Annotated in this window: 22 protein-coding genes; 21 read left to right on the top strand and 1 reads right to left on the bottom strand. The window is 67.6% G+C overall.

Annotated elements, in window-relative coordinates:
- From ACYVGI_RS01585 to ACYVGI_RS01535, 11 genes are all read left to right on the top strand, one after another.
- A complete protein-coding gene (locus ACYVGI_RS01585) occupies positions 1-1,227 on the top strand; it encodes a type II secretion system F family protein (RefSeq protein ID WP_460630906.1) in 1,227 nt (408 codons plus the stop codon).
- 176 nt (positions 1,228-1,403) lie between these two features.
- Positions 1,404-1,847 carry a type IV pilin protein gene (locus tag ACYVGI_RS01580; protein WP_460630905.1) on the top strand — a complete coding sequence of 148 codons (444 nt, stop codon included), beginning with the start codon at positions 1,404-1,406 and terminating at the stop codon, positions 1,845-1,847.
- Between the two features lie 131 nt (positions 1,848-1,978).
- A complete protein-coding gene (locus ACYVGI_RS01575) occupies positions 1,979-3,364 on the top strand; it encodes a prepilin-type N-terminal cleavage/methylation domain-containing protein (protein ID WP_460630904.1) in 1,386 nt (461 codons plus the stop codon).
- A gap of 8 nt (positions 3,365-3,372) precedes the next feature.
- Positions 3,373-4,038: a PulJ/GspJ family protein gene (locus ACYVGI_RS01570; protein WP_460630903.1), complete on the top strand. Its 666-nt coding sequence runs from the start codon at positions 3,373-3,375 to the stop codon at positions 4,036-4,038.
- Positions 4,035-5,939, top strand: coding sequence for a hypothetical protein (locus ACYVGI_RS01565; protein WP_460630902.1), 1,905 nt, complete (start codon positions 4,035-4,037; stop codon positions 5,937-5,939). Before ACYVGI_RS01570 ends, ACYVGI_RS01565 begins: the two co-directional genes overlap by 4 nt.
- On the top strand, positions 5,936-6,781 hold the full coding sequence (locus ACYVGI_RS01560; protein WP_460630901.1) for a prepilin peptidase: 846 nt from the start codon (positions 5,936-5,938) through the stop codon (positions 6,779-6,781). The genes ACYVGI_RS01565 and ACYVGI_RS01560 overlap by 4 nt, the downstream gene beginning before the upstream one ends.
- A 19-nt stretch (positions 6,782-6,800) precedes the next feature.
- A complete protein-coding gene (pilM, locus tag ACYVGI_RS01555) occupies positions 6,801-7,850 on the top strand; it encodes a type IV pilus assembly protein PilM (protein ID WP_460630900.1) in 1,050 nt (349 codons plus the stop codon).
- Positions 7,847-8,641, top strand: coding sequence for a hypothetical protein (locus tag ACYVGI_RS01550; protein WP_460630899.1), 795 nt, complete (start codon positions 7,847-7,849; stop codon positions 8,639-8,641). Before pilM ends, ACYVGI_RS01550 begins: the two co-directional genes overlap by 4 nt.
- A gap of 2 nt (positions 8,642-8,643) precedes the next feature.
- Complete coding sequence (locus ACYVGI_RS01545) at positions 8,644-9,363, top strand: hypothetical protein (RefSeq protein ID WP_460630898.1); 720 nt, start codon at positions 8,644-8,646, stop codon at positions 9,361-9,363.
- A 105-nt stretch (positions 9,364-9,468) separates the two neighbouring features.
- The gene (locus tag ACYVGI_RS01540; protein WP_460630897.1) at positions 9,469-10,635 is read left to right on the top strand and encodes a hypothetical protein; all 1,167 of its coding nucleotides are present in this window, start codon (positions 9,469-9,471) and stop codon (positions 10,633-10,635) included.
- Between the two features lie 24 nt (positions 10,636-10,659).
- A complete protein-coding gene (locus ACYVGI_RS01535) occupies positions 10,660-11,151 on the top strand; it encodes a DUF6121 family protein (RefSeq protein WP_460630896.1) in 492 nt (163 codons plus the stop codon).
- 15 nt (positions 11,152-11,166) lie between these two features.
- On the opposite strand, the gene ACYVGI_RS01530 is transcribed toward ACYVGI_RS01535, so the two are convergent.
- Positions 11,167-15,654 (bottom strand): FtsK/SpoIIIE domain-containing protein, encoded by a 4,488-nt coding sequence (locus ACYVGI_RS01530; protein ID WP_460630895.1) that lies wholly within the window; start codon positions 15,652-15,654, stop codon positions 11,167-11,169.
- 110 nt (positions 15,655-15,764) lie between these two features.
- Between ACYVGI_RS01530 and ACYVGI_RS01525 the strand changes: the two genes are divergently transcribed.
- The 10 genes from ACYVGI_RS01525 (at position 15,765) to tuf (ending at position 24,855) form a co-directional block, all read left to right on the top strand.
- Entirely contained in the window at positions 15,765-16,088 is a 324-nt protein-coding gene (locus ACYVGI_RS01525; protein WP_460630894.1) for a hypothetical protein, read from the top strand.
- A 9-nt stretch (positions 16,089-16,097) separates the two neighbouring features.
- Positions 16,098-17,507 (top strand): putative T7SS-secreted protein, encoded by a 1,410-nt coding sequence (locus ACYVGI_RS01520; protein WP_460630893.1) that lies wholly within the window; start codon positions 16,098-16,100, stop codon positions 17,505-17,507.
- Positions 17,508-17,541: 34 nt separating this feature from the next.
- A complete protein-coding gene (locus tag ACYVGI_RS01515; RefSeq protein ID WP_460630892.1) occupies positions 17,542-18,186 on the top strand; it encodes a hypothetical protein in 645 nt (214 codons plus the stop codon).
- Complete coding sequence (locus tag ACYVGI_RS01510; protein WP_460630891.1) at positions 18,183-18,785, top strand: alpha/beta fold hydrolase; 603 nt, start codon at positions 18,183-18,185, stop codon at positions 18,783-18,785. The genes ACYVGI_RS01515 and ACYVGI_RS01510 overlap by 4 nt, the downstream gene beginning before the upstream one ends.
- The gene (locus tag ACYVGI_RS01505) at positions 18,782-19,672 is read left to right on the top strand and encodes a hypothetical protein (RefSeq protein ID WP_460630890.1); all 891 of its coding nucleotides are present in this window, start codon (positions 18,782-18,784) and stop codon (positions 19,670-19,672) included. Before ACYVGI_RS01510 ends, ACYVGI_RS01505 begins: the two co-directional genes overlap by 4 nt.
- 112 nt (positions 19,673-19,784) lie before the next feature.
- A complete protein-coding gene (locus ACYVGI_RS01500) occupies positions 19,785-20,081 on the top strand; it encodes a WXG100 family type VII secretion target (protein WP_460630889.1) in 297 nt (98 codons plus the stop codon).
- 388 nt (positions 20,082-20,469) lie between these two features.
- Positions 20,470-20,844 (top strand): 30S ribosomal protein S12, encoded by a 375-nt coding sequence (gene rpsL / locus ACYVGI_RS01495; protein ID WP_055787040.1) that lies wholly within the window; start codon positions 20,470-20,472, stop codon positions 20,842-20,844.
- Entirely contained in the window at positions 20,844-21,314 is a 471-nt protein-coding gene (gene rpsG, locus ACYVGI_RS01490; protein ID WP_055894744.1) for a 30S ribosomal protein S7, read from the top strand. The genes rpsL and rpsG overlap by 1 nt, the downstream gene beginning before the upstream one ends.
- Positions 21,315-21,433: 119 nt before the next feature.
- On the top strand, positions 21,434-23,548 hold the full coding sequence (gene fusA / locus ACYVGI_RS01485; RefSeq protein ID WP_460630888.1) for an elongation factor G: 2,115 nt from the start codon (positions 21,434-21,436) through the stop codon (positions 23,546-23,548).
- A 113-nt stretch (positions 23,549-23,661) separates the two neighbouring features.
- The gene (gene tuf / locus ACYVGI_RS01480; protein WP_055894752.1) at positions 23,662-24,855 is read left to right on the top strand and encodes an elongation factor Tu; all 1,194 of its coding nucleotides are present in this window, start codon (positions 23,662-23,664) and stop codon (positions 24,853-24,855) included.
- Positions 24,856-25,021 lie beyond the last annotated feature (166 nt).

Raw genomic sequence — 25,021 nt, 5'->3', positions numbered from 1 at the left:
ATGCCCGCGAGCACCGCGTACGCGTACAAGGGCAGGGACGCCGACGGCAAGATCGTCAAAGGCCGGGTGGATGCGTCGAGCGAGGCGGCCGTCGCCGCCCGCCTCAGGACCATGGGCCTGTCCCCGGTCTCGATCGCCGAGTCGCCGGAGGGCACGGGCCTGAATCGCGATATCAACCTCAGCTTCGGCTCGGGGGTGAAGCTCAAAGAGCTCGCCGTGATGAGCAGGCAGATGGCGACCATGATCGCCTCGGGTCTCTCGCTGCTGAGGACGCTGAACATCCTCGCCGAGCAGACACCGAACAAGAAGCTGCAGGCGGTGCTGTCGGATGTGCGGGACCAAGTAGAGTCCGGCGTCTCGACCTCAGAGGCCATGCGCAAGCACGCCGACGTCTTCCCCCCGCTGATGATCAACATGGTGCGAGCCGGGGAGACAGGCGGCTTCCTCGACGACGCGCTGGAAGCGGTCGCGTCGAACTTCGAGAAGGAGGTCAAGCTCAAGTCGTCGATCAAGTCGGCGCTGACCTACCCCGTGATCGTGCTGTTGATGTCGGTCGTCTCCGTCATCGTGATGCTGCTTTTCGTCGTCCCGATCTTCGAGAAGATGTTCGCGAGCATGGGCAGCCAGCTTCCTCTGCCGACCGAGATCCTCGTCCAGCTCTCGCACGCGATGGTGTGGATCGCGCCCGTGCTGATCGTGGGCGGCATCGCCTTCGCGATCTGGTGGGGCAGGCACAAGAACGACGAGGCGGTCCGGCGGAAGGTCGATCCGGTCAAGCTCAAGCTGCCCGTCTTCGGTTCCCTGCTGAAGAAGATCGCAATCGCGCGCTTCAGCCGCAACTTTTCGAACATGATCAGCGCGGGCGTGCCCATCCTGCAGGCTCTCCGAATAGTGGGGGAGACCTCTGGCAACTGGGTGATCCAGAACGCGCTGGAGGAGGTAGCCGAGTCCGTGCGGCAGGGTGAATCGATCGCGGCGCCCCTCGCCAAGCAACCCGTGTTCCCCGCGATGGTCACGCAGATGATCGCCGTCGGTGAGGACGCCGGCTCCCTCGAGTCCATGCTCGACAAGATCGCGGACTTCTACGAGCAGGAGGTGGAGGCCGCCACCGAGCAGCTCACCGCCATGATCGAGCCACTCATGATCGCGTTCCTCGGCGTGATCATCGGCGGCATGGTCGTCGCCCTCTACCTGCCGATCTTCAGCATCGCCTCCGCTGTGAAGTAGCTGACCCCCGACCAGGGGCGAAGTGTGCGTTTCCTCCCCTCAACTGGGGTGATATCTCACCAAAAACCCCCCAAATGTGGGATGTTTCTCAAAATCTCCTGGGAATTATGGTCAACACCGGAGCGGCACTCGCAAACGCTCCCCGACCCGCACTACCCGACCGATTGGAAACTGCAATGTACTTCCGACTCATGGGCAAGCTGAACGCTCGCCGCCAGGGCCTGCTCGAAGAGGACGAGAAGGGCTTCACCCTGATCGAGCTCCTCGTGGTGGTCATCATCATCGGCATCCTCGCCGCCATCGCCATCCCGATCTACATCGGGGTCCAGAACAACGCGAAGGACGCGTCGGTCCAGTCCGACCTGACCAACGCGAAGACCGCAGTGGTCGCTTACTACACCGACAAGGGGTCGACAGCGACGACGCCGGTCCTCTCCACGGATGCCACGACCGGACTCGGGAACTACGGATTCACATCCGGCGACCAGCTCCAGTCCCCGCCCGCCTTCGGCAGCACCACGACCAGCGCGACGACGTTCTGCATCCAGGCGCAGAGCAAGACCGGCAACTGGTTCCACATCGACCAGAATGTCGGCGCCACCAAGGACAAATGCTCTTGATGTAGCCAGGCGGGGTGCCGCGCTTCCTGACGCGGCACCCCGCCTCACCCCGCTTCACCCCGCCTCACCCCGCCTCACCCCGCCTCACCCCGGCTACCCACTCCCGACACCCGACCAGGGAGGTGACCCCCGTGCTTAGCCCCCTCCGCACCACCGAGACCCGCGAGTCGGGTTTCACCCTCATCGAGGTCCTCATCGCGATGATGGTCTTCGGCATCATCTCCGTCCTCGTCGCATACTCGCTCACCCTGTCGATGACCCTCACCCGGTCGTCCAGGGCCAACGAGGTCGCGGCCAACCTCGCCGCCCAGCAGGTCGACGCGGCTCGCTCGGCGAAAGACGTCTTCTCCGTCGCGAGCGGCACGCTCACCCAGACCATCGACGGCACGAAGTACACGATCACGAAGTCCGTCGGCTGGGTGACCAGCACCGGCGCCGTCGCCGACTGCGGCACCAGCCAGGGCATCCTGCAGAACAAGACCCTCAACGTCAGCATCTCCTGGTCCGGGATGCGCCCTGGCACGAACCCCGTCCAGGCCAGCACGCTGCTCGCCCCGGCCGGGCCGATCAACGACCCGGCGTCCGGCACGATCCTCGTCCACGTGACCAACGCGAGCGGCGCGGGTGTCGCCAACATCCCGATCACGGCCAAGCCGGATTCGAGCATCACCCCGAACACCGCCGCCACCATCACCCCGGGGCCGCCGTCGACCGATGTCGACGGCTGCAGCTATGCGCTCAAAGTGACGCCTGGCGCATACACGGTCACGATCGGCAAGGCGGGGGATGGTTCGATCAGCAACTCCCAAGTGCAGGTCCCGACCGTGAAAGCCTCGGTCGTCGCCGGCCAGTCCGCCGTCATCGAGATGCAGTACGACAAGGCGGCGACGCCGCAGCTCACCCTCGCCGCGGCGGGCACGCTCATCCCGACCAACCTCCCGATGACGTACGTCCCGCAGTCAGACCCGTACACCACGATCCCTACGCTCAGCGGGGTCACGGCGACGACGCCGCTCTTCCCGTTCGGTTCCGGATACTCCGTCTTCGCCGGTGCGTTCATGGCCGCCGGCGCCTCACAGCCGACCTGCCTCTCGGTCGACCCGCAGCAGTGGACGCAGCAGAATGCCGCAGGACACGTCGGCGCGCGCGGCAAAGCGGTCCCCACACCCTCCGGGCCGAGCATCCCCACCACCCCCGTCGCCATGCCCGTCGTCACCGTCGCCGTCTCCGGCAAGTGGCTGGTGGCGAAGAGCGCGGTGGCCGCAGCCACGGTCGGCGACCCGGGATGCGCGACCGCCACGACCGCGAGCGCGATGACGCTGACGTACCCCAAGTCCTCCGGCAACGCGGCGACCATCGCCCTCCCATACGGCACGTGGTCGATCTACGCGCTCAGCAACTCGGGAGACTCGCTCACCTCGTCGGCTCTCGTCGACGTCTCCAAGATCACCCGTCCTGCCGGCAGCCCCGCCGTCACGAGCTCGACGGTCTTCACTCTCGATCCGAGGCTGCCATGATCCGCCGGATGCGCGCACGCCTGCGCGGGGATCGCCGCGCGGACAACGGGCTCACACTGGTCGAGCTCCTCATCGCGATGGGCATCGCCGCGCTGATCGCCACGCTCGCCGGTTCGCTGTTCGTCGCGAGCACCCACAGTGTGAGCCTTGCGCAGTCGATCGACAACGGCACCCGCCAGGGATCGAACGGCATGAACGAGATGGCACGCATGGTGCGCGCTGCAACGCCGAACCCGCTGGCCAACCCCACTCCGGGTGGTGCGCAGAACGATCCGGCTTTCGTCAGCGCGACCGCCACCTCCGTCCTGTTCTATGCCTTCGTGAATCTCTCCGGAGCGGAGAGCCCGGTCAAGGTCCAGTTCGCCGTGGTCAACGGGCAGTTGGTCGAGAGCCAGTGGAAGGCGACCACCACGACGGCGGGCACCAACGGGCACTGGGACTTCAACACGAGCGCCACCCCGGATCTCAAGCGCACGCTGTGCGGCTCGATCCCGTCGAGTGTCGTCGTGTTCCAGTACTTCGACGCATCCGGAGCGCCCCTCACGCTGCCGATCAGCACTCTTTCGGCCATCGCCTCCATCACCATTACCATCACCATCCAGCCGACCGGCGCCGCCAGCGCGGTGACGCTCACCAACTCGGTCGGCATGTCGAACATCGGATCGGGGTCGTGATGCGCGCCATCCTCCGTCGCAGGCTCGGCTCCGCGTCGTCCGACCGGGGGGTCGCCCTCGCGATGGTGATCGGCATCGGCTCCGTGCTGCTGCTGCTCGTCACGCTCACGATGACGTTCTCCGTCTCCGGTATCGTCCGCGCCGACCACGACAAGGACTGGGATGCGGCGATGTCGGCCGCGTACGCCGGGATCGCCGAGTACCAGGGTCGCCTCACGAACGACCCGAGCTACCAGCAGTACGGCAACCCGGCGTCGAAGTTCACCATTGCGAACGGGTCAGCGTCGACGGTCACGCTTCCCACCGGCGCGAGCAGCAACCCGGCCTTCGACGTGAAGCCGAAGGCGTCGGGAGGACGCTGGGCGGCCGTCCCGCTCACCGACGGCCTGCCGGCGAACGCCTCGTTCCGCTACGAGGTGGACAACTCGAAATACGCGAGCACCGGGGTCCTGCACGTGCGGGCGACCGGGCTGGTCGACAATGTGACCCGGAGCGTCGTCGCGAACATCAAGCAGACCGGTTTCACCAACTACGTCTACTTCACCGACTACGAGATCCTCGACCCGCAGCTCAACTCCAAATCGTGCACGAAGGCGTACGCCTGGCAGTCGACGACGGCGCGCGACTCCGGCTGCCTGATCAACTTCATCACCGGTGACACCCTCGACGGCGCCGTGCACTCGAACGACACCCTCAACATCTGCGGCGGAACATTCAAGCAGCGCGTGACGACGGCGAACCCCAACCGGGACTCGTCGGGCAAGCTGTACAGCGCGAACAACTGCCCCTCCGGCAGTTCGACGCCGGTGTTCAACGCCGGCGTTCCGGCGAATGCGGCGCTGATCACGATGCCGCCGCCGCAGCAGCAGCTCGACCAGGTGCGCACGGACATCCCCGGCAAGGTGCCGAACCCCGGCTGCCTGTACACCGGACCGACCAAGATCACCTTCAGCGTCTCCGGCGGGGCGGCGTACATGAACGTCATCTCTCCGTGGACCAAGCAGACGCAGGTCGTCGGCAACCCCGCCACAGGGCCGGGCGTTCCTGCGAACCCGGCCTTCTGCGGCAAGCCCGGCGATCCGACGAAGTCGCTGACGGCGAATGCCGGCACGCTCTCGGACACGGCTGCTGGGCAGACGATCGCCATCGGGCCGTCTTCTGCGCTCTACAACAACCTGATCTATGTGCAGAGCATCCCCACCGCATCCAGCGATCCCAACTCCTGGGCGACGAACAAGTCGCCGAACGGCAACGCTTTCAAGTGCGTGGGCGCCGACAACACGTCCGCGGGCAATGGCCTGGGCTATCCCGTCAAGTACGAGGTCGTCTCCACGGCCGCCAGCTACTCCTGCACAGCGGGTGACGCATTCGTCCAGGGCACCATGCACTCCGCCATCACGATCAACGCCGACCACTTCGCCTGGGTCACCGGCACGCTCACCTATTCGGACGCGGCGCACGACATCCTGGGGCTCGTCGGGGCCGGCGCCGTGTGGGTGTACAACCCGCTCGTCTGCACGAATCCGACGAACTGGACGAGCGGCACGTGCCGTGCGTCCTCGTCGGGCATGACTTGGGAGGCATCGTCGTCGAGCACGAGCTGTGCCCGAACGATCAAAGCCGCGATCCTCTCGAACTACCACTCGTTCGAGGTGCAGAACTACGACTCAGGAGACCCATACGGCTACCTCTGCGTCACCGGGTCGATCGCTCAGGAGTTCCGCGGCCCTGTCGGTCAGGGCAGCGGGTCGAGCGGCTTCCTCAAGCGGTACAGCTACGACACCAGGCTCCTCAACTCGCCGCCGCCGAAGTTCCCGACCCCGCGCACCACCTCCTACGACGTGACCACCGAGATCGAGGTTGCCGTCGCGTACCGTCCGGATGGGAGCCCGACGTCATGACCGTCGCCATCGCCGTCGTCGCTGTCGGGTTCGTCGCCGTTTTCGGCCTCCTGATCGGCTCCTTCCTCAACGTGGTCGTCTACCGCGTCCCCGCCGGTCGCTCTGTCGTGTCTCCGCCGAGCGCCTGCGGGAGCTGCGGCGCCGAGATCAAGCCGTACGACAACATCCCCGTGCTGTCCTGGCTGTTCCTTCGCGGAAAGTGCCGCGCCTGCCGCAGTGGCATCTCCGCCCGCTACCCGCTCGTCGAGGCCGCGACGGGTCTCGCTTTCGCCTTCGTCGCGTGGTGGTTCTGGGCCGGCCCCGGCGCCGCGCATCCCGTGGGCACCGCTGCCACGGTCGCCGCGGTGCTGGTCGTCGTCGCATTCCTCTACCTCGCGGCGGTCAGCATCGCACTCGCCCTCATCGACCTGGATGCGCACCGCCTGCCGAACGCGATCGTGCTCCCGTCGTATGCGGTCGGCGCGATCCTGCTCGGCGCCGCCGCGCTCCTGACGGGAGATCCGGGAGCGCTGGTCAGGGCGGTCGTCGGAGCTGCCGGGCTGTTCGCCCTCTACCTGATCCTCGCGATGATCTACCCGGGAGGCATGGGACTCGGCGACGTCAAGCTCGCCGGGGTGCTCGGGCTCTTCCTCGGCTATCTCGGCTGGGGCGCGCTCGTGGTCGGGGCCTTCGCCGCCTTCCTGCTCGGAGGGCTCTTCGCCATCGCCCTCCTGATCGCTCGGAGGGCACGGCGTGGGACGGGCATCCCGTTCGGTCCCTGGATGCTCGCGGGAGCCTGGCTCGGCGTGCTCGCCGGAAACACAGTGTGGGGCGCCTACCTGGCGCTTCTCGGAATCGCATAGAGGAACCTGAGGAGATCGAATGGCTACGAGCATCGTCGGCATCGACGTCGGAAGTTCGACCGTTCGCGCCGTGGAGGTTGCAGATCCGGCCAAGGCGCGCCCGACGCTGCTGCGGCACTTCGAGGTCCCGCTGCCGGAGGGCGCTGTGAGCCGCGGCGAGGTCCTGGAGCCGAACACCGTCGCCGCGAGCCTCAAGAGGCTGTGGCAGCAGGGCGGCTTCAAGAGCAAAGAGGTCGTGCTCGGGATGGGGAACCAGCGGGTGCTCGCCCGCGACCTCACGGTGCCCAAGATGTCGCGCACGCGCATCAGGGAGGCGCTGCCGTTCCAGGTGCAGGACATGCTGCCGGTGCCCGTCGCCGAGGCGCTGCTCGACTTCTACCCGGTGTCCGAGGGGATGAGCGACAACGGCCCCGTGGTCAACGGTCTGCTGGTCGCCGCGGTCAAGGAAGCGGTCCTGGGCAACGTGAAGGCGACGCAGCTCGCCGGGCTCACCACTGTGGACGTGGACCTCATCCCGTTCGCGCTCAGCCGCGTCCTGGTCAGCAGGCCGCGCATCGCCGGAACCGTCGCGCTTATCGAGATCGGTGCGAACACGACGAGCGTCGTGGTGGTCACCGACGGCGTTCCGCAGTTCGTGCGCATCATCCCGGCCGGGGGAGCGGAGCTCACCCAGGCGCTCCGCGAGGGTCTGGATGTCCAGCTCGGCGAGGCGGAGCGGATCAAGGCCACCATCGGCCTCGCCAAACAGGTGACGAGCATCGAGGAGCAGCAGGCCGTGGAGATCATCTACCGCGTGACGAGTGAGCTCCTCACCAGCCTGCGCAACACGGTGAGCTACTTCGTCAACACCCGCCCGAACACTCCGGTCAGCGGTCTCGTCGTGACGGGCGGGGGAGCCCAGCTCCCCGGCCTCACCGACGCGCTGAGCGAGATGACCCGACTGCCTGTCGCCGTCGGTGATCCCTTCCACGCCGTCGCGCTCTCGCGGAGTCTCAACGCGGATGCGCTTCGGCAGAACCGGTCGTCGCTCACCGTCGCGCTCGGCCTCGCACTCGGGAGCGCAGCATGAGCATCACGTCGAGGCGTTCGGACGCCCAGGAGACAGAGCAGTTGCCGACCGTCGCTCCGGCGACGAAGGGACGCAAAGGGCCGAAGCAGCAGAAGGCGTCGCGAGCGCCGAAGGCTCCCGCCGCTCCGAAGACCGCGGGCAGGACGGAGAGTCTCGACATCGGCACGGAACCGCGCGTTGACCTGCTTCCCCCCGAGGTCAGGCGCGAACGGAAGAACTCGTCCACCAGACGGGCTTTCGGCTGGGGCGTGCTCGTGGTGTTCCTCGTGGTCGTCCTCGGCGTCGGCGGAGCCTTCGCATACAACGTGGCCGCTCAGGCGCGACTCTTTGGCGCGCAACTGAGCACGACCGACCTGCTCACCCAGCAGCAGAAGTTCACCGGGGTACGGGATGTGCAGAAACAGGTGGCGCTGGCTCAGGCCGCTCAGCAGGTGGGCGCATCAACGGAGGTCGACTGGAAGGCGCTGCTCGACCAGATCGGCGCGGTTCAGCCGGCCGGAGTCGTGCTCGAGACGGTCGCTGCGGACTCCGCCTCGCCCCTCGCGATCTACCAGCAGTCGCAGGACCCGCTTCAGGCGCCGCGGATCGGTACGGTCACCACCGTGAGCGCCAGCCCGACGATCCCCGACGTCACCGCCTGGGTGCGCGAGCTGGAGAAGATCCCCGGTGTCGCCGATGTCGTGCCGAACATCGGAGCCCTCGACCAGACGACCAATCAGTACAAGGTCACCATCACGCTCCACATCGACCAGACGCGCTACGCGAAGCGCTTCGAGCAGAAGGACAAGTGATCATGGACAAGACCAGACTGTGGATGATCGGCTCCGTGATCGTGATGATCGCCGTCGTCGCGCTCGGCTGGGTCGTTGGGGTCCAGCCGCAGCTCGACCAGGCGGCAGCCGCCGACGCGCAGATCGCGCAGGTGGACCAGACGAACGCGGTGAACCGCGCGGTGCTCGACCGGCTGGAGAAGGACTCGACCAACCTGCCAACGCTCAAGAAGACCCTGGCGTCGCTCGCAGCCTCCGTGCCGACCCAGTCCGCGAATCCCGCGTTCATGGACGAGCTCAACGGCTTCGCGGCAGCAAACGGCGTGACCATCTCTGCGTGGGCGATCGCCGATGGTCAGCCCTACGCGGCTCCCGTTGCGCCGGCAGCGCCTGTGGCGGCCACCGGCTCTGGCACAGCGTCGACCGCCACCCCCTCGCCGTCGGCCACCCCGACGCCTGCACCGACGGCGACGGCGCCAGCGGCTCCGGTCGCGGGAATGCCACCCGTGGTCAGTCCCTTGATCACCAAGGACAACTTCACCGTCGTCCCCGTGAGCTTCACGGTGACCGGCCCGTATCCCAACGTCGTCGCCTTCCTGCACGCGGCCCAGACCGGCGAGCGGTTGTTCCTCGTGGACAGTTTCAGCAGTGCCCCGGCGGCAAGCGGCGTCGGCGTCGACGGCAAAGTGAGCGGTTTCAGCTACGTCCTCACTCTCCCGGAGGCCGCCGAAGCCAAGAAGTGACCGCCTCCGCCCCTCGCCGCCAGGCCTCCCTGGACTTCGCCCACCCCGTTGCTACAGTGGGCACCACTGACGGATGCCCGACTGGGCTGATCGAGGAGTGGCATCATGAGCGAGACGACGCCGGAATCTGCGCCGAACAAGGGCGCAGCCGCGGAGCCCGCGGGGGAGAGTGCATCGACCACGGCAGGGCAGGCCCCGGCGACGGCGCCCGCGCAGACCGCAGCGGCCGAGCCGGCGGCCGCGCCGGAGCCCGCTGACACCGACCCACAGGTCGTGAACCCGCCGTCGAGCCCCGTCTCCGCCCGCGGTCACATCAACCGTCCGGATGCGGCCGTCGACGACACGCAGACGGCAGCAGCACCCGAGGTCCCGGCGACGCCCGCGCCTGCCGCGCCCGCCAAGGTCACCGAGCCGGAGCCCGTCGTGGCCACCGACGATGACATCGCCGCCGCCGTCGCGCGCTCGCACACCGGGGACGTTCCCGCTGCCGCCGCCGCGGGCACCGCAACCGTCGACACCGCATCCCCTGTTCAGTCCGCCACGCCGGTGATCGTCGCCGCGGAGGCCGCGACCTCTGCACAGGCGACCGCAGCGTACGCAGCACCGGCCGCCGCCGGAGAGGCGACCTGGGCGCCAGAACCCGGCGCGGCACCTGCCCCCGCCCCCGGCTACGCGCAGCCGGTCGCGCCGATCTACGTTCAGCGTCCGGAGCCGCCGAAGAAGAAGAGCAACAGGGGCTTCGGCATCCTGATCGCCCTGGTCGGTACGGTCGTGTTCGCCCTCTTCTGGGTGCTCGCGGTGTTCGTCGTCGGGTATGCCCTCACCCCCAGCGACAAGTTCTTCGACTCGCTCTCGACCTTCTTCCTGACCCAGAAGGCGAGCTGGGTTCCCGTCGTCGCGTTCTTCGTCGGCATGCTGGTGCTCATCCAGATCATCAACCGGGCTCGCTGGTGGGCGTACATCCTCGGCGGCCTGTTCGTCGCCCTCTTCGTCTACTTCGCGTACGTCGGTGCGTCTCTCGTCGATGTGAACGTCTGGTCCCTCACCCCCAACGAGGCCTCCGTCGTCCTGCAGCGTCTCTGGGTCGCCCCGTTCGCCGTCCTCGCCGGTGTGATCGCCCGCGAGATCTCGATGTGGACCGGCGCCTGGCTGGCTGCCCGCGGCCGCAAGCTCAAGGTGCGCAACGCCGAAGCGCAGGCCGCGTACGACCAGCAGCTCGCGGATGCGCAGAACCAGGCCGTCGCCGCGTACGCCTCGCCGCAGGGGTACTGACCGGCGCTCCGACCATGCCTGACCATGCGTAACTGGCGTGCATACGCGGCCGTCGTCGCCGCCTTCGCCACGTTCCTCTACCTGGCGCTGGTGGTGGCCGCGTTCGGCCTGATCTCGCTGGCGACCAACACCGAGGTGATCGCCGACCCGGCGATCGGGGCGCTCGTCGGCCCGATCATGACCGGATGCGCGACGCTGATGCTGTTCGTGTTCCTGCTGGTGATCGGCACGCGCGTCCCCGCCGAGAAGCAGCGGATCTCGCCCGGCGTCGCCCTGGTCGTCGGCTTCGCCTGCTATTTCGTGTTCATCGTCGCCGGCGGAGTCGCCGGCGCGGCGGGGGACCCGTCGCAGCCGTTCGCCTACGTCCTGTTCGCGGTCGGGCAGCTCGGAAGCGTCTACGCGATCACGGTCGGCATCGCCGGTTTCGTCGTCACACTGCTGTACCAGCTCGTGCTGGTCGGCCGGTTCCAGCAGCGCGGGCGCCCGCGCTGGCCGTGGGAGAAGGACGAGGAATAGCCGACCGGGCTCCTCTCACGCGTCGACCAACGGCACCTGCACCCTGGCGAACCTGCCCTTCGCGATGTACACCCCGCGCCCCGGAGGGAACTCCGACCGGTTGAGCCGGGGCAGCGGCGTCTTCAGCAGCAGGTCGCCCTCGACGGAGTCCGGCTGCAGCAGGATGCCGCGTCGGCCGTTCTTCACCTCGCCGAGCAGCGGCCACGACGACCCCCACGCGCTCGACTCCGCCTCGGCCACCAGCAGATGGTCGCTGCGGCGCACCGCGCGCACGAGATCGACGATGGGCGAGTCGGCCGGGGTCTGCAGGAAGTCGCCGATGCTCTCGACGATCACCGCGATGCGGCCCTCCGTGTCCGGGTCCGCGATGGCGGCGACGAGGTCTTTCGCGAGCGCGGCGGCGGTCTCCGGGGTCGTGGCCGTGTCCGTCCAGTGCGAAGCCCGTCCCAGGGCGGAGCGCGCGTTGCCCAGGTAGTACAGCCGCGCCTGCGGGTCGAACCGCATCACCGACGCCGCCAGTGCGGCCAGCGTGCTCGACCGTCCGCTCGCGGGAGGACCGGCGACCAGCATCGTCCCTGCCGGGTCGAAACCGAACGGTCCGAGGTCGAGGTCGCTGACCCCGAGCACGGGGGCGCCGTCGTGCGACGACGGCAGCGTCTCGATCGCGTACTCCTTGGGCAGCGAGCCGACGGGTGGCGTCTCCTGCACGCCCGCCCGCACCATCGCCTCCGCGAGGCGGGTGGTCGCCGCCGACTGGTCGGAGACGGATGCGCTCCCGCCGAGGACGGCGAGCTGCGTCTCGTAACCGTCGACGATGGCGCGGCCGGGCGGGGACGACGGGCCGAGGATGTCGCTCGGCACGTCGAGCATCCCGTAGCCGTCGTCCGCGAGCCGCAGCACGACGGACCGCTGGATGAGCGACCGGATGGCGGTGGGCACGGCTCCGGCGCGGTCGCCGGTGAGCGCCACGTGCATCCCGAGCTGGCGGCCGTCGCTGAGCACGTCCTTGAACACGTCGTACCACTGCGAGCGGCCGGCCGGGATCTCGAAGTCCTCCCGGAAGTTCGGGAACCCGTCGATGAGCAGCAGGATGCGCGCCTCGTTCTGTCGCCCCGTGAGCCTGCGGTACTCCGTGATGCTGGAGGCGTTGGCCTCGGCGAAGCGCGGGCCGCGGTCCTCCAGCTCCTCCTTGAGCATCCGGAACAGCCGGATGATGCGCTCCGCGTCGTCGCCGGGGATGATCGAGCCGACGTGCGGCATCTTCTCCAGCATCCGGAGGCTGCCGGCGCCGAAGTCCAGTCCGTACACCCGCACGGGCCCGCCGCGCGGCGTGATCGCGGCCGACGAAGCCAGGGTGCGCAGCGCGGCCGACTTGCCGGAGCCGCCTGTGCCGTAGATCGCGACGTTGCCGTCCACATCCGGCTGGAAGTACGCGGGAGACTGCTGCTGCCTGTCCGGCACGTCGCTCACGCCGAGCAGCAGCTCGGCGTCCGTCCGCTGGCGCAGCAGGCCGAGGTCGTAGACCGCCGCCAGCTCGTCCAGCCACGGGCGGCGCGGCGACGGGATGCGTGCCTCGCCCTGCGCGCGCACGATCGAGGAGACGAGACGCTGCTGGTCCGTCGGGCCGAGGTCGCGCTCTTCCTCGCGGCCCGACCCTTCCTCTTCCCACCGGATCTCGCCGCCGAAGCGCAACTCCGCCACCTCGACGCCCGCGCGCTCCGGTTCGCGGCTGGTCCAGCCTCCCGCGTATGCGGACTGGAACGGCGCGAGCCTGCCAGGCCCGGTCTTCGCCATGCCGCGTCCGGGGACGGCCGGGTCGAAGTGGGCGGCGTCCGAGACGCCGACCACGTCCTGGCTGTCCGACTCGTCCGCCATGCGGAGCGCGATGCGCAGGTTGGTGTTCGCGCGCAGGTTGTCCTTGATGACTCCGGCGGGGCGCTGGGTGGCCATGATCAGGTGGATGCCGAGCGACCGTCCCCGCTGGGCGATGTCGACGACACCGTCCACGAACTCCGGCACCTCGCCGACGAGGGCGGCGAACTCGTCGATCACCAGCACGAGCGCGGGAGGGCACTCCGGGTCGCCTCGCTTCTCCAGCTCGAGCAGGTCTTTGGCCTTCTTGCGGTTGAGCAGGTGCTCGCGGTGATGCAGTTCCGCGCGCAGGCTGGTGAGTGCGCGGCGCACCAGGTGCGGGCTGAGGTCGGTGACGAGGCCGACGCAGTGCGGCAGGCTCACGCAGTCGGCGAATGCCGAGCCGCCCTTGTAGTCGACGAACAGGAACGTGACCCTGTCCGAGCTGTACTCGGCGGCCATCCCGAGCACCCACGCCTGCAGGAACTCGCTCTTGCCCGCTCCCGTCGTGCCGCCGACGAGGGCGTGCGGACCCTGGCTGCGGAGGTCGAGGTGCATCGCATCCACGCCGGCGGAGCCGATGATGGCGCGCAGGGTTCCCGCGCGGTGCTTGACAGGGCGGGCGCCGGATCGGTCGTGGATGGATGCGTTCTGCCGCCACCGGTCGATCACGGCGCCGGACGACTCGGTCAGGTCGTGCCCGAGCAGGCTGACGAGGGAGATGCTGCGCGGCAGGTCGCTGGCGTCGGCGACCATGGCGCCTGCGTCGATGACCGGCGCCATGCGCTTGGCGTAGTCGAGAGCCGTGTCGCGGTCGATCGGTTCGGTGACGACGTCCTCGATGGTCTCGCCGATGCGGACGAAGCCGACGGTCGCCCTGTCGTCGCGGTCCGCGTGCGCGACGTAGGTGCGGCAGACCGCCGGCAGGGCGGCGATGTCGGTGTCCAGCCAGATCGGGAACACCCCGGCGTCGGCCGCCGCCTCTGCGAGCTGCACCAGCCGCGGGCGGTCGATGGCGACGTCGCCGGAGATGACTACGACGACGGCGGGAACAGGCGACGGAGTGCCGTCCACCGTCTGCGATTTGCCGACCTCGGCCCCGCGCTCGATCGCCGCGCGCTCCTGCTCCATCGCCCCGCGGCGCTGTGGGCCCTTGGCGCGGGCGAGACGCTCCTCCACCAGGCCTTCGAGCGCGCTGAGGACAGTGGATGCGCTCGACGCGCTGTCCGCCAGATGCCCCCCGCCGAGCGGGCTGTGCGGCGAGGACGTGTGCGGCATCCACTTGAGCCATTCCAGCTCCCGCGACCAGCGCGGGGAGACGAGGGCGGCGACGACGAGTTCTGCCGGGGAGTGCAGCGCGGTGAGCTGCACCAGCGTGGCGTTCACCGAACCCGCGATGTGCTCGGCCGGGCCCGCGATCCCGAGAGCGCCTGACTCGAACAGGTTGTCGAGCACCGGCACGTCGGAGACGCGCTCGTTGGCGTCGATGACCGCGTCCAGACGTTCCTGGAACTCCACGATCATCTCGCCCCTGTCGTTGCTCGCGATCGTGTTGCGCGACCGCATCGACCCGATGCCGAGCTGCAGGTTGAGGAAGGACCAGTGCTCGGGGCGCCTGGTCCAGAGCAGAGGGCCGCGCTGCACGGCGTCGGCCAGTGCGGCGTGTGTGGTCGGCGACTCGGCGCGGCGCAGCTCGACCTCTCGGAGGCGTTCGGTGTCGAGCTTGGCGGTGAGCGCATCCAGTCGTTTGTCGAAGACCGCGATGGCCTTCTTGAGCTTGCGCTTGCCCCTGGTGCGGCCGGTCATGTAATTGCCCACCAGCATCAGCGGGGAGAGCAGCACGAACAGCAGCGTGGTCGGCTGGTGGGTGATGGCGAACATCGCGCCGCCGAGCAGCAGCGGCGTGATCATCGCGAGCAGGGGGAAGGGCGGGTCCTCCTTCTCCGTCGGCACCTCGGGTGCCTGGAAGACCTGGCCGGCGTAGCGCTGCTCGACGCGCGGAGAGCGGTTGAAGAACACCGGTCCGGCCTTCGGCGCTGCCGCTGGCACGCCGGAGAGCCCGGAGACCGCGATGCGCACCTCGGTGTCGCCGATCAGCAGTGTCTCCGACCTCCGCACGGTGAGGCGCGTCACGATGCCGCCGTCGACCACGACGCCGTTCGCCGATCCGAGGTCGATGACCTCGACGCCGTCGCCGACCTCCAGCCGCACGTGCCGCTTCGACACCAGCGGGTCGTGCAGCACGATGTCGCAGGCGTCGTCGCGGCCGAGCATGGCGGTGCCGGGACGGAGCGCGAACTCGCGCCCGGCATCCGGTCCGGTGAGCACCTGCACTGTGGCGACCACCGGAGCGTCGCCGAGGTCGCTCGGCGCGTAGTACACCCCGGCGTCCGCCACGCTGACCGTGGCCCCGCTGCCGATCCAGGCTTCGCCGATGGGCGCATCCGGTGGCAGCACGAGCGTCTCGGCCTGGCCGGGGATCGCGGCGCGCAGGGTCAGCGCGCGGTCGTCCGTCACCGGCCCGGCGGCCCCGCGCGGGTCGATGCGGCGGATGGTCGCGGCGACTTCGGAGATGCTGGCGGCCGCGTCGGCGGTGACCACGATGTCGTCTCCGGCTCCGGAGGGGCGGGAGAGCGTGAGTTTGAGGCGCACGCAAGAACGATACCTATATACATGCACGGCACTGCATGGGGACCGCTCCCCATCGCCTCCCCGCACAGCGCTCGGTAGGTTGGCTACAGCCTGAAAACGGAGGGATCGCCATGACCGACCTGAAGCTCGACCTGGAACTGCTCGGACAGTTGAAGTCCGACCTCGAGGCGATCGTCAGCGAGTTCAAAGGCGCCGACGATTTCAGTGACGCCGTCGCAGACGCGACCGGCCACGACGGACTCTCCGGTCACGTCCGCGACTTCGCCCACAAGTGGAACGACAAGCGGAAGAAGATGACAGAGTCCGTCGAGAGCCTGTCCAAGTCCGTCGCCGGCGTGACAGATGGATTCACCAAAGTGGACGACGGCCTCGCGAAAGCGTTGGAAGACGCATCGACGTCGCAGGACTACCCGGCAGCTCCGGCGAAGAACTAGGGGGAAGAGATGAGTGACGTCGAATACCAGCCGCTCAAGGGCGACCCTGACCTGGTGCTCTCGAAGGCGCGCCACTACGCGGAGATCGCGGACGCCATCCAGCGCTCGGTCACCACGCTGAAGAAGATCGGCGATGTCGACGAGATGGTCAGCAAGGCCATCGACGCCTTCCGGGATTCGGCCAAGGACGTCGCGGGCGACATCGACAAGGCGCACGACCGCTACCGGAAGACAGCCGACGCCCTGATCACATACTCGTCGTCGCTCCGCTCTGCGCAGGATGCGGCCACCACCGCCATCGCGCACATCGAGAGCAAGCAGGAGGCCGCGAACACGGCCAAGCACGCGGCCACCACCGCGCAGCACGCCGCGGACACCGCGACAGACGCAGACAAGACCACCGCCACCACGGCGGCCACGAAGTCGCAGGACGCCGCGGAGGCCGCAGACGCCGACCTGCGGGCAGCGCACGCCGAGTGGCACACGGCACTGGATGCGAAGAACTCCGCAGCAGAGACCGCCATCACGGCCATCGTCAACGTGGTCGACAAGAACAACCACGGTCTCAAGGACTCGTTCTGGGACGACTGGGGCGCGACGGTCTTCAGCATCTTCAAGACCATCTGCAAATGGGCGGGCGTGCTCGCCATCTTCTTCGCCTGGGTGCCGATCCTCGGTCAGATCCTCATCGTCCTCGGCGCGATCGGCGCGATCATCGACCTGGTCGAGTCGATCGTGAAGGTCATCAACGGAGACGGCTCCTGGTGGGACGTCGCGTTCGCCGCCGTCGGCTGCGTGCTCACCCTGTTCGGCGGCAAGATCTTCGCGATGGTCGCCAAGAACCTCCGCGCGACCGCCGTCATCCGCACCGGGATCACCGACAGCCGCCAGCTCGCCGCTCTGCAGGGCGTCGGCGCGCACAGCGAGGACTTCATGAGCGCGACGAAGGCAGGCGAGGCGCTCTCCAAGCCCCTCTCCGACGCCTTCAAATCCCCGTTCATCCGCACGGATGCGCAGAAGGCGGCGCTCACGGCGTTCCAGTCGGGCACCAAGTCCGGCCCGGAACTCATCAAGGAGGCCGCCCGCGAGGCGTTCCCCGGCCTCAACCTGAGCATCAGCAAGGGCTTCGGCATCAACAAAGACCTCGTCGGCCTCTACAACCTGGCGAAGGCCGACCCGAGCCTGCTCACCAACGGGATGAAGTTCACGGCCGGCGCAGCGACGCTCTACCAGGTGCAGAACACCGTGAAGGTGGTCACCGGCGCTGTCTCCGGCTTCGGCGACAACCCCATCGGCCAGGCCATCGACAGCGGTTCCTCCTTCGTCCCTGGCGACTACGACAAGATCGGCGGGGCCACGAGCAGCACGGTCGGCGTGGTGAAGGACGTCTGGAACGTCGCCCACGACGGCACGAAGTAGCGGGTAGGGTACCGGTGGGCGAAGGGGAGGCTCAGTGACGGCGAACGGAACGCGGCGCGACATCGTCGACTTCAGGATCGGCACACCGGAGCGCTGGTATCCGATGCCGCTCGCGGAGGCGTCCGATCCGGACTGGGCGACGGCGCTCGCCGCCTCACTCGTCGACGACCAGGGGATGCGCGCCAAACTCGCGGACGAACTCGCCTTCGCGCGCTCCCGCTTCCGGGAGATGCGCAACCCGGTCATGACCGCCGCGGTCTGGATCCCGTATCCGGAGATCGGCCGCGCCGGCGCAGCGCTCGTCTTCTCGCTCGCCCCGCTGGCCGTCGTCGGTTCGCCTGACCAGTATGAGGAGGCGCTGGCCGCCCCCGTGGTCGAGCCCGATTCCGGCCAGAGCTACTTCGCCGTCCAGACCTGGCGTTCCTCCGTGGATGCGGGCGAACTCGTCGGCTCGCACAACCTGATCGCGCACGCCCTCCCCGACGGCAGTGCCGAGCTGGAGGAGCGCGTCGTCGCCGTCGTCTACCCTCCGGACGCCGCGCAGGTCTTGCAGTTCGTGGCCTCCGCCGAGAACCTCGGCGTCTTCACCGACATGGCGTCCGACGTGCAGGCCCTCGTCTCGACGCTCACCGTCACCCTCGCAGACGCCCCCTCCCACACCGCGGACGTCCCGGCATGACCTACACCGCCCGTTCCCCCCAGGGCTCGTACTCGATCATCCTTCCCGGCACGTGGGCGGAGATCCCGCTGGCCGACGAAGAGACCATGCGCGAGCGCATCCGGGCTCTCGTGCTGCAGCAGGTCGGCCGCAACGACCGGCTGGCGCGGATGCGACGGGATGCGCGCGAGGAGCTGATCAGCACGGCCGAGCGTGCGAGGGCGGTCGGCGCCACCGCGTTCTGGATGTCCCTCGAAGTGCTGCCGGGCATCCCCCTTCCCGCCGCCCTCATCGTCCGCGACCGCGCCTGGCCGGACGGGATCGATCCGGCCCTTCCGCTGGCCGAGCGTCTGGCGGCCGCCACCCCGGACGCGCAGCTTCTCGAGCAGCGCACCGGACCAGTGGCGCGCATCCGCGAGATCGGCGACGACGTCATCGGCGAGACGCGAGAGCCGTCGCTCTATCTCGAATACTCGGTGCCGTACCCGGAGGACACCGGGCTGCTCACTGTCAGCGTCTCCGCTCCGACGGCCCACGATCCCGAGCTGTACACGCTCTTCTTCGACGCGATCGTCGACTCGCTCACCTGGGCGGAACGGCAGACACAGGAGGCCATGTGACCGACGGATTGACCGGCGAGGCTCTCGCAGCGCGCCAGGAGAGGGTCGCCGCATCCAACCGGGCGTTCGGCAAAGTGCTGAGCATCATCGGAGGAGTGCTCGCCGCTGTCGCGTTCGTGCTGCTCGTCGGCGGCGGGCTGGTGATGACCGCGGTCGCAGGCGGCCAGGACGACGGGTCGCTCGACAGCGTCCGCGGCCTCGCCGCCGTCGCGATGGGCGCGACGCCCGGCGTGATCCTGCTGCTCGCCATGTGCGGCCTGGTCGCGGGCGAGCAGCTTCGCCGCGGCGCGATGAAGCGGAATCCTGCGCCGCCGGACACGGTGCTGCCGTCCGCGAGCATGGTCTCCCGGTTCCGGGTGCTCCCGATCGGCTGGCACGTGTTCTGGATCGTCGTCGGCCTCGTCGTCTCGCTGCTGCTGGTGGGGCTTCCGGTGATCTCCTGGTTCACCGGCGGCTGGCCGGCGAGCGTCGGAGACGAGAACGACTTCTCCCGCTACTGGCTCATCTACGGCTCGATCGGCTTCGGCGTGACCGTCGCAGCTATCGTCTCGCTCATCAAGAAGCTCTCGTACTACCGCGCTCAGGCGACAGGGAAGGTGCAGCAGGGAGTGGATGCGCCCGGTCGCCGGTTCTGGCGCTTCTTCGACTACCGCTGGCGCTTCGACCTCTGGGTGGCGGGGCTCGGCGGCGTGATCCTGGTGCTCGCGCTCACGCCGCTCTCCTCGGCTGTCGGCTCGACGTCGTCCGGCTCGGCGGTCGCGGACGCGCTGCCATGGACGGTCGTGTTCGGCGTGCTCGGCGTGGTCATGATCGTCGCCGGCATCGTCTGCGCGACCAACTTCTGGCGCGCGGGGGAAGAACTGGGCTCCGGGGAGTCCGCGGCCTAGGGGAGTGGATGGGGAGTGCTCCCCATTCCATTCCGCCCGCCACCGCGGATAGTTTGACATCACTGGTCGGCCGAGGGGTTGGCCTCTCGGACAACACGAAGGGAACGACATCATGGCAAACATGAACGTCACGTACGGCGAGATGACCGATGCCGCCAACCGCCTCATCTCGGGCAAGGACGACATCACCGCGAAGCTGCACGAGCTGCAGAGCCTGGTCAACGGGCTGGTCAACGGCGGCTTCGTCACCGACCAGGCCTCCGGAGCTTTCCACAGCTCGTACGAGCAGTTCACCAAGGGCACGACGGATGCGGTGAACGGCCTCGACGGCATGTCGCAGTTCCTCACCAAGGCCGCGGACGCTCTGCAGAACGTCGACAGCGAGCTCGCCAAGGGCATCGGCGGCTGAGCCTCCTCGACCCACTCCGCGAAGCGCGGGCATCCACGATGGATGCCCGCGCTTCTGCGTATACTCCCAGGCGTGAGGATGTTCGCTGCAGGCGCGCCGCACGCACCCGCATCCATTTGACCGGGCGCTGCCCGCGAGCTAAGATTTATCGGGTGTGCGCTCTGTCGCGCGCTCGTCTGGTGCCCAGAAATGGCTGCCGCGAGCGGGCAGGCACGTACTCATCCGATGGGCAGGACAACCGCACGGGAGTCCGGCCCCCACGGCATATCGATGACGAACACTTCTGAACGTCGATCGATCCCCCCAAGAACAGACACGCCCAGCAGGGCGCGCTTGGGCCTGGGGAAGCAACACCTGTCACCGTGCAGTCCATATAAGGAGAAGTTCAGTGCCAACCATTCAGCAGTTGGTTCGGAAGGGCCGCAGCCCCAAGGTCACAAAGACCAAGGCGCCCGCCCTGAAGGCCAACCCCCAGCAGCGCGGCGTGTGCACCCGCGTCTACACCACCACCCCGAAGAAGCCGAACTCGGCTCTTCGCAAGGTGGCTCGCGTCAAGCTTTCCAACGGGACCGAGGTCACGGCCTACATCCCCGGTGAGGGCCACAACCTGCAGGAGCACTCGATGGTGCTCGTCCGCGGCGGTCGTGTGAAGGACCTCCCCGGTGTGCGTTACAAGATCGTCCGTGGCGCGCTCGACACCCAGGCCGTCAAGAACCGCAAGCAGGCTCGCAGCCGGTACGGCGCGAAGATGGAGAAGAAGTAATGCCTCGCAAGGGTCCAGCTCCCAAGCGCCCCGTCGTCGCAGACCCGGTCTACGGCGCACCGATCGTCAGCCAGCTCGTCAACAAGATCCTGCTCGACGGCAAGAAGGGCCTCGCTGAGCGCATCGTGTACGACGCGCTCGAAGGCGTCGCCTCCAAGTCCGGTCAGGATGCAGTCGTCACGCTCAAGAAGGCGCTCGACAACGTCCGCCCGACCCTCGAGGTCCGCAGCCGCCGCGTCGGCGGCTCGACCTACCAGGTCCCCGTCGAGGTCAAGCCGCACCGCGCGAACACGCTCGCGCTGCGCTGGCTCACCAGCTACGCCAAGGGTCGTCGTGAGAAGACGATGACCGAGCGTCTCACCAACGAGATCCTCGACGCGTCGAACGGTCTCGGCGCCGCTGTGAAGCGTCGCGAGGACACGCACAAGATGGCCGAGTCGAACAAGGCCTTCGCGCACTACCGCTGGTAGTCCAGGCTCGCTGGTAATCCCGGTTTCGGGCATTACCAGGCCGGTCCGGGTGTTGTACTCCACGGAGTGCCCCACCCGGGCCGGCACCCCTTCAACTTTCTACTTTTCGGAGGAACCCTGTGGCACAGGACGTGCTCACCGACCTGAACAAGGTCCGCAACATCGGCATCATGGCCCACATCGATGCCGGCAAGACCACTACGACCGAGCGCATCCTGTTCTACACGGGCGTCAACCACAAGATCGGCGAGACCCACGACGGCGCCTCGACGACCGACTGGATGGAGCAGGAGAAGGAGCGCGGCATCACCATCACGTCCGCGGCCGTCACCTGTTTCTGGAACAAGAACCAGATCAACATCATCGACACCCCGGGTCACGTGGACTTCACCGTCGAGGTGGAGCGTTCGCTCCGCGTCCTCGACGGCGCTGTCGCCGTCTTCGACGGCAAGGAGGGCGTCGAGCCCCAGTCCGAGACCGTCTGGCGTCAGGCCGACAAGTACAACGTCCCGCGCATCTGCTTCGTCAACAAGATGGACAAGCTCGGCGCCGACTTCTACTACACGGTCGACACCATCGTCAGCCGCCTCGGCGCCAAGCCGCTGGTGCTGCAGCTCCCGATCGGCTCCGAGTCGAACTTCGAGGGCGTCGTCGACCTCATCGAGATGCGTGCCCTGACCTGGCGTGGAGACGCCAAGGGTGACGTGCAGATGGGCGCCAAGTACGCCGTCGAGGAGATCCCGGCCGACCTGGTCGACAAGGCCAAGGAGTACCGCCAGGCCCTGCTCGAGACCGTCGCCGAGACCGACGACGCACTGCTCGAGAAGTTCTTCGGCGGTGAGGAGCTCACGATCGCAGAGATCAAGGGCGCCATCCGCCAGCTCACGATCAACAGCGAGATCTACCCGGTCCTCTGCGGTTCCGCGTTCAAGAACCGTGGCGTTCAGCCGATGCTCGACGCCGTGATCGACTTCCTTCCGTCGCCGCTCGACGTGCCGGCCATCGAGGCACACGACCCGCGCGACGAGGAGAAGGTCATCCTTCGCCACGCCGACGCCACCGAGCCGTTCTCGGCTCTGGCCTTCAAGGTCGCCGTCCACCCGTTCTTCGGTCGCCTGACCTACGTGCGCGTGTACTCCGGCCGTGTCGACAGCGGTGCGGGCGTCATCAACTCGACCAAGGGCAAGAAGGAGCGCATCGGGAAGATCTTCCAGATGCACGCCAACAAGGAGAACCCGGTCGACTTCGTCACCGCCGGCAACATCTACGCCGTGATCGGTCTCAAGGACACCACCACCGGCGACACCCTGTGCGACCCGGATAACCAGGTCGTCCTCGAGTCGATGACGTTCCCCGAGCCCGTCATCGAGGTCGCCATCGAGCCGAAGACCAAGGCCGACCAGGAGAAGCTGGGCACCGCGATCCAGAAGCTCGCCGAGGAAGACCCGACGTTCCGCACCGAGCAGAACCAGGAGACCGGTCAGACGGTCATCAAGGGAATGGGCGAACTCCACCTCGACATCCTGGTCGACCGCATGAAGCGCGAGTTCAACGTCGAGGCGAACGTCGGAAAGCCCCAGGTGGCCTACCGCGAGACGATCCGCCGCGCCGTCGAGAAGTACGACTACACGCACAAGAAGCAGACCGGTGGTTCTGGCCAGTTCGCCAAGATCCAGATCACGATCGAGCCGATGGACGTCACCCCGGAGACGAGCTACGAGTTCGTCAACGCTGTGAGCGGTGGCCGCGTTCCGCGCGAGTACATCCCGTCGGTCGACCACGGTATCCAGGACGCGATGCAGGTGGGTGTTCTCGCCGGCTTCCCGACAGTGGGTGTCAAGGCCACCCTCGTGGATGGCGCTTCGCACGACGTCGACTCCTCGGAGATGGCGTTCAAGATCGCCGGCTCGATGGCCTACAAAGAGGCTGCGCGCAAGGCGAACCCTGTGCTCCTCGAGCCGCTGATGGCGGTCGAGGTTCGCACGCCGGAAGAGTACATGGGCGATGTGATCGGTGACCTCAACTCACGACGTGGTCAGATCCAGTCGATGGAGGACGCGAGCGGGGTCAAGGTTATCCGCGCGAACGTTCCGCTGTCGGAGATGTTCGGGTACATCGGCGACCTGCGGTCGAAGACCTCGGGCCGTGCGGTCTACTCGATGACCTTCGACAGCTACGCGGAGGTTCCGAAGGCTGTTGCCGACGAGATCGTCCAGAAGAACAAGGGCGAGTGACTCCGGTCACCCTCCTTTAGCAGTATCCCGTAACATAGATAAACAATCCCGTAGAGTTGCCGGCCGGAAACCATCGGCCGGGGCTTCTACACGAGAGTCCTGAGGAGGACCCAGTGGCTAAGGCCAAGTTCGAGCGGACTAAGCCGCACGTCAACATCGGAACCATCGGTCACGTCGACCACGGAAAGACGACGCTCACCGCGGCGATCTCCAAGGTGCTTGCTGACAAGTACCCGTCGGCGACCAACGTTCAGCGCGACTTCGCGTCGATCGACTCGGCTCCGGAAGAGCGTCAGCGCGGTATCACGATCAACATCTCGCACGTCGAGTACGAGACCCCGAAGCGCCACTACGCGCACGTTGACGCCCCTGGGCACGCCGACTACATCAAGAACATGATCACCGGTGCCGCTCAGATGGACGGCGCGATCCTCGTGGTCGCCGCTACCGACGGCCCGATGGCGCAGACCCGTGAGCACGTGCTGCTCGCGAAGCAGGTCGGCGTTCCGTACCTGCTGGTCGCGCTCAACAAGTCCGACATGGTCGACGACGAGGAGATCCTGGAGCTCGTCGAGCTCGAGGTTCGCGAGCTGCTGTCGAGCCAGGACTTCGATGGCGACAACGCACCTGTCGTTCGCGTCTCGGGCCTCAAGGCTCTCGAGGGCGACGAGAAGTGGGTCGAGTCGATCGTCGAGCTCATGGACGCCGTCGACAACTCCATCCCCGACCCGGTGCGCGACAAGGACAAGCCGTTCCTGATGCCGATCGAGGACGTCTTCACGATCACCGGTCGTGGAACCGTCGTCACGGGCCGCGCCGAGCGTGGAACCCTCGCTATCAACTCCGAGGTCGAGATCGTCGGCATCCGCCCGACGCAGAAGACCACGGTCACCGGTATCGAGATGTTCCACAAGCAGCTCGACGAGGCATGGGCCGGCGAGAACTGTGGTCTGCTCCTCCGTGGAACCAAGCGTGAGGACGTCGAGCGCGGTCAGGTCGTCGTCAAGCCGGGTTCGGTCACGCCGCACACGAACTTCGAGGGCACCGCGTACATCCTGTCCAAGGATGAGGGTGGGCGTCACAACCCGTTCTACGCGAACTACCGTCCGCAGTTCTACTTCCGCACCACCGACGTCACCGGCGTCATCACGCTGCCCGAGGGCACCGAGATGGTCATGCCCGGCGACACCACCGACATGACGGTCGAGCTGATCCAGCCGATCGCTATGGAGGAGGGCCTCGGCTTCGCCATCCGTGAGGGTGGCCGCACCGTGGGCGCTGGAACGGTCACGAAGATCATCAAGTAGTCTTCTTCGACTGCTCGAAAAGGGGCTGGACCGAAAGGTCCGGCCCCTTTTTGCGTCCCTCCAACGGGGCACGGAATAATAGTGAGAATTAGTCACTTAAGCGAGACAACACGCCGCGTGTGACATAAACTGAGCAAACCTCAGTACCCGACTCTGGGGTAACGGT

The organism is Leifsonia lichenia, from assembly GCF_054780215.1.
Note: the sequence above shows the minus strand (reverse complement) of the source record. Positions and strands in the feature narration are given on the sequence as shown.

Excerpts from the sequence above, each read along its gene's own strand:
- ACYVGI_RS01585 (WP_460630906.1), top strand. The coding sequence starts at position 1 with ATGCCCGCGAGCACCGCGTACGCGTACAAGGGCAGGGACGCCGACGGC.
- ACYVGI_RS01535 (WP_460630896.1), top strand. The coding sequence starts at position 10,660 with ATGCGTAACTGGCGTGCATACGCGGCCGTCGTCGCCGCCTTCGCCACG.
- ACYVGI_RS01580 (WP_460630905.1), top strand. The coding sequence starts at position 1,404 with ATGTACTTCCGACTCATGGGCAAGCTGAACGCTCGCCGCCAGGGCCTG.
- ACYVGI_RS01520 (WP_460630893.1), top strand. The coding sequence starts at position 16,098 with ATGAGTGACGTCGAATACCAGCCGCTCAAGGGCGACCCTGACCTGGTG.
- rpsG (WP_055894744.1), top strand. The coding sequence starts at position 20,844 with ATGCCTCGCAAGGGTCCAGCTCCCAAGCGCCCCGTCGTCGCAGACCCG.
- ACYVGI_RS01510 (WP_460630891.1), top strand. The coding sequence starts at position 18,183 with ATGACCTACACCGCCCGTTCCCCCCAGGGCTCGTACTCGATCATCCTT.
- ACYVGI_RS01545 (WP_460630898.1), top strand. The coding sequence starts at position 8,644 with ATGGACAAGACCAGACTGTGGATGATCGGCTCCGTGATCGTGATGATC.
- ACYVGI_RS01525 (WP_460630894.1), top strand. The coding sequence starts at position 15,765 with ATGACCGACCTGAAGCTCGACCTGGAACTGCTCGGACAGTTGAAGTCC.
- ACYVGI_RS01540 (WP_460630897.1), top strand. The coding sequence starts at position 9,469 with ATGAGCGAGACGACGCCGGAATCTGCGCCGAACAAGGGCGCAGCCGCG.
- ACYVGI_RS01570 (WP_460630903.1), top strand. The coding sequence starts at position 3,373 with ATGCGCGCACGCCTGCGCGGGGATCGCCGCGCGGACAACGGGCTCACA.
- pilM (WP_460630900.1), top strand. The coding sequence starts at position 6,801 with ATGGCTACGAGCATCGTCGGCATCGACGTCGGAAGTTCGACCGTTCGC.
- ACYVGI_RS01500 (WP_460630889.1), top strand. The coding sequence starts at position 19,785 with ATGGCAAACATGAACGTCACGTACGGCGAGATGACCGATGCCGCCAAC.
- ACYVGI_RS01560 (WP_460630901.1), top strand. The coding sequence starts at position 5,936 with ATGACCGTCGCCATCGCCGTCGTCGCTGTCGGGTTCGTCGCCGTTTTC.
- ACYVGI_RS01550 (WP_460630899.1), top strand. The coding sequence starts at position 7,847 with ATGAGCATCACGTCGAGGCGTTCGGACGCCCAGGAGACAGAGCAGTTG.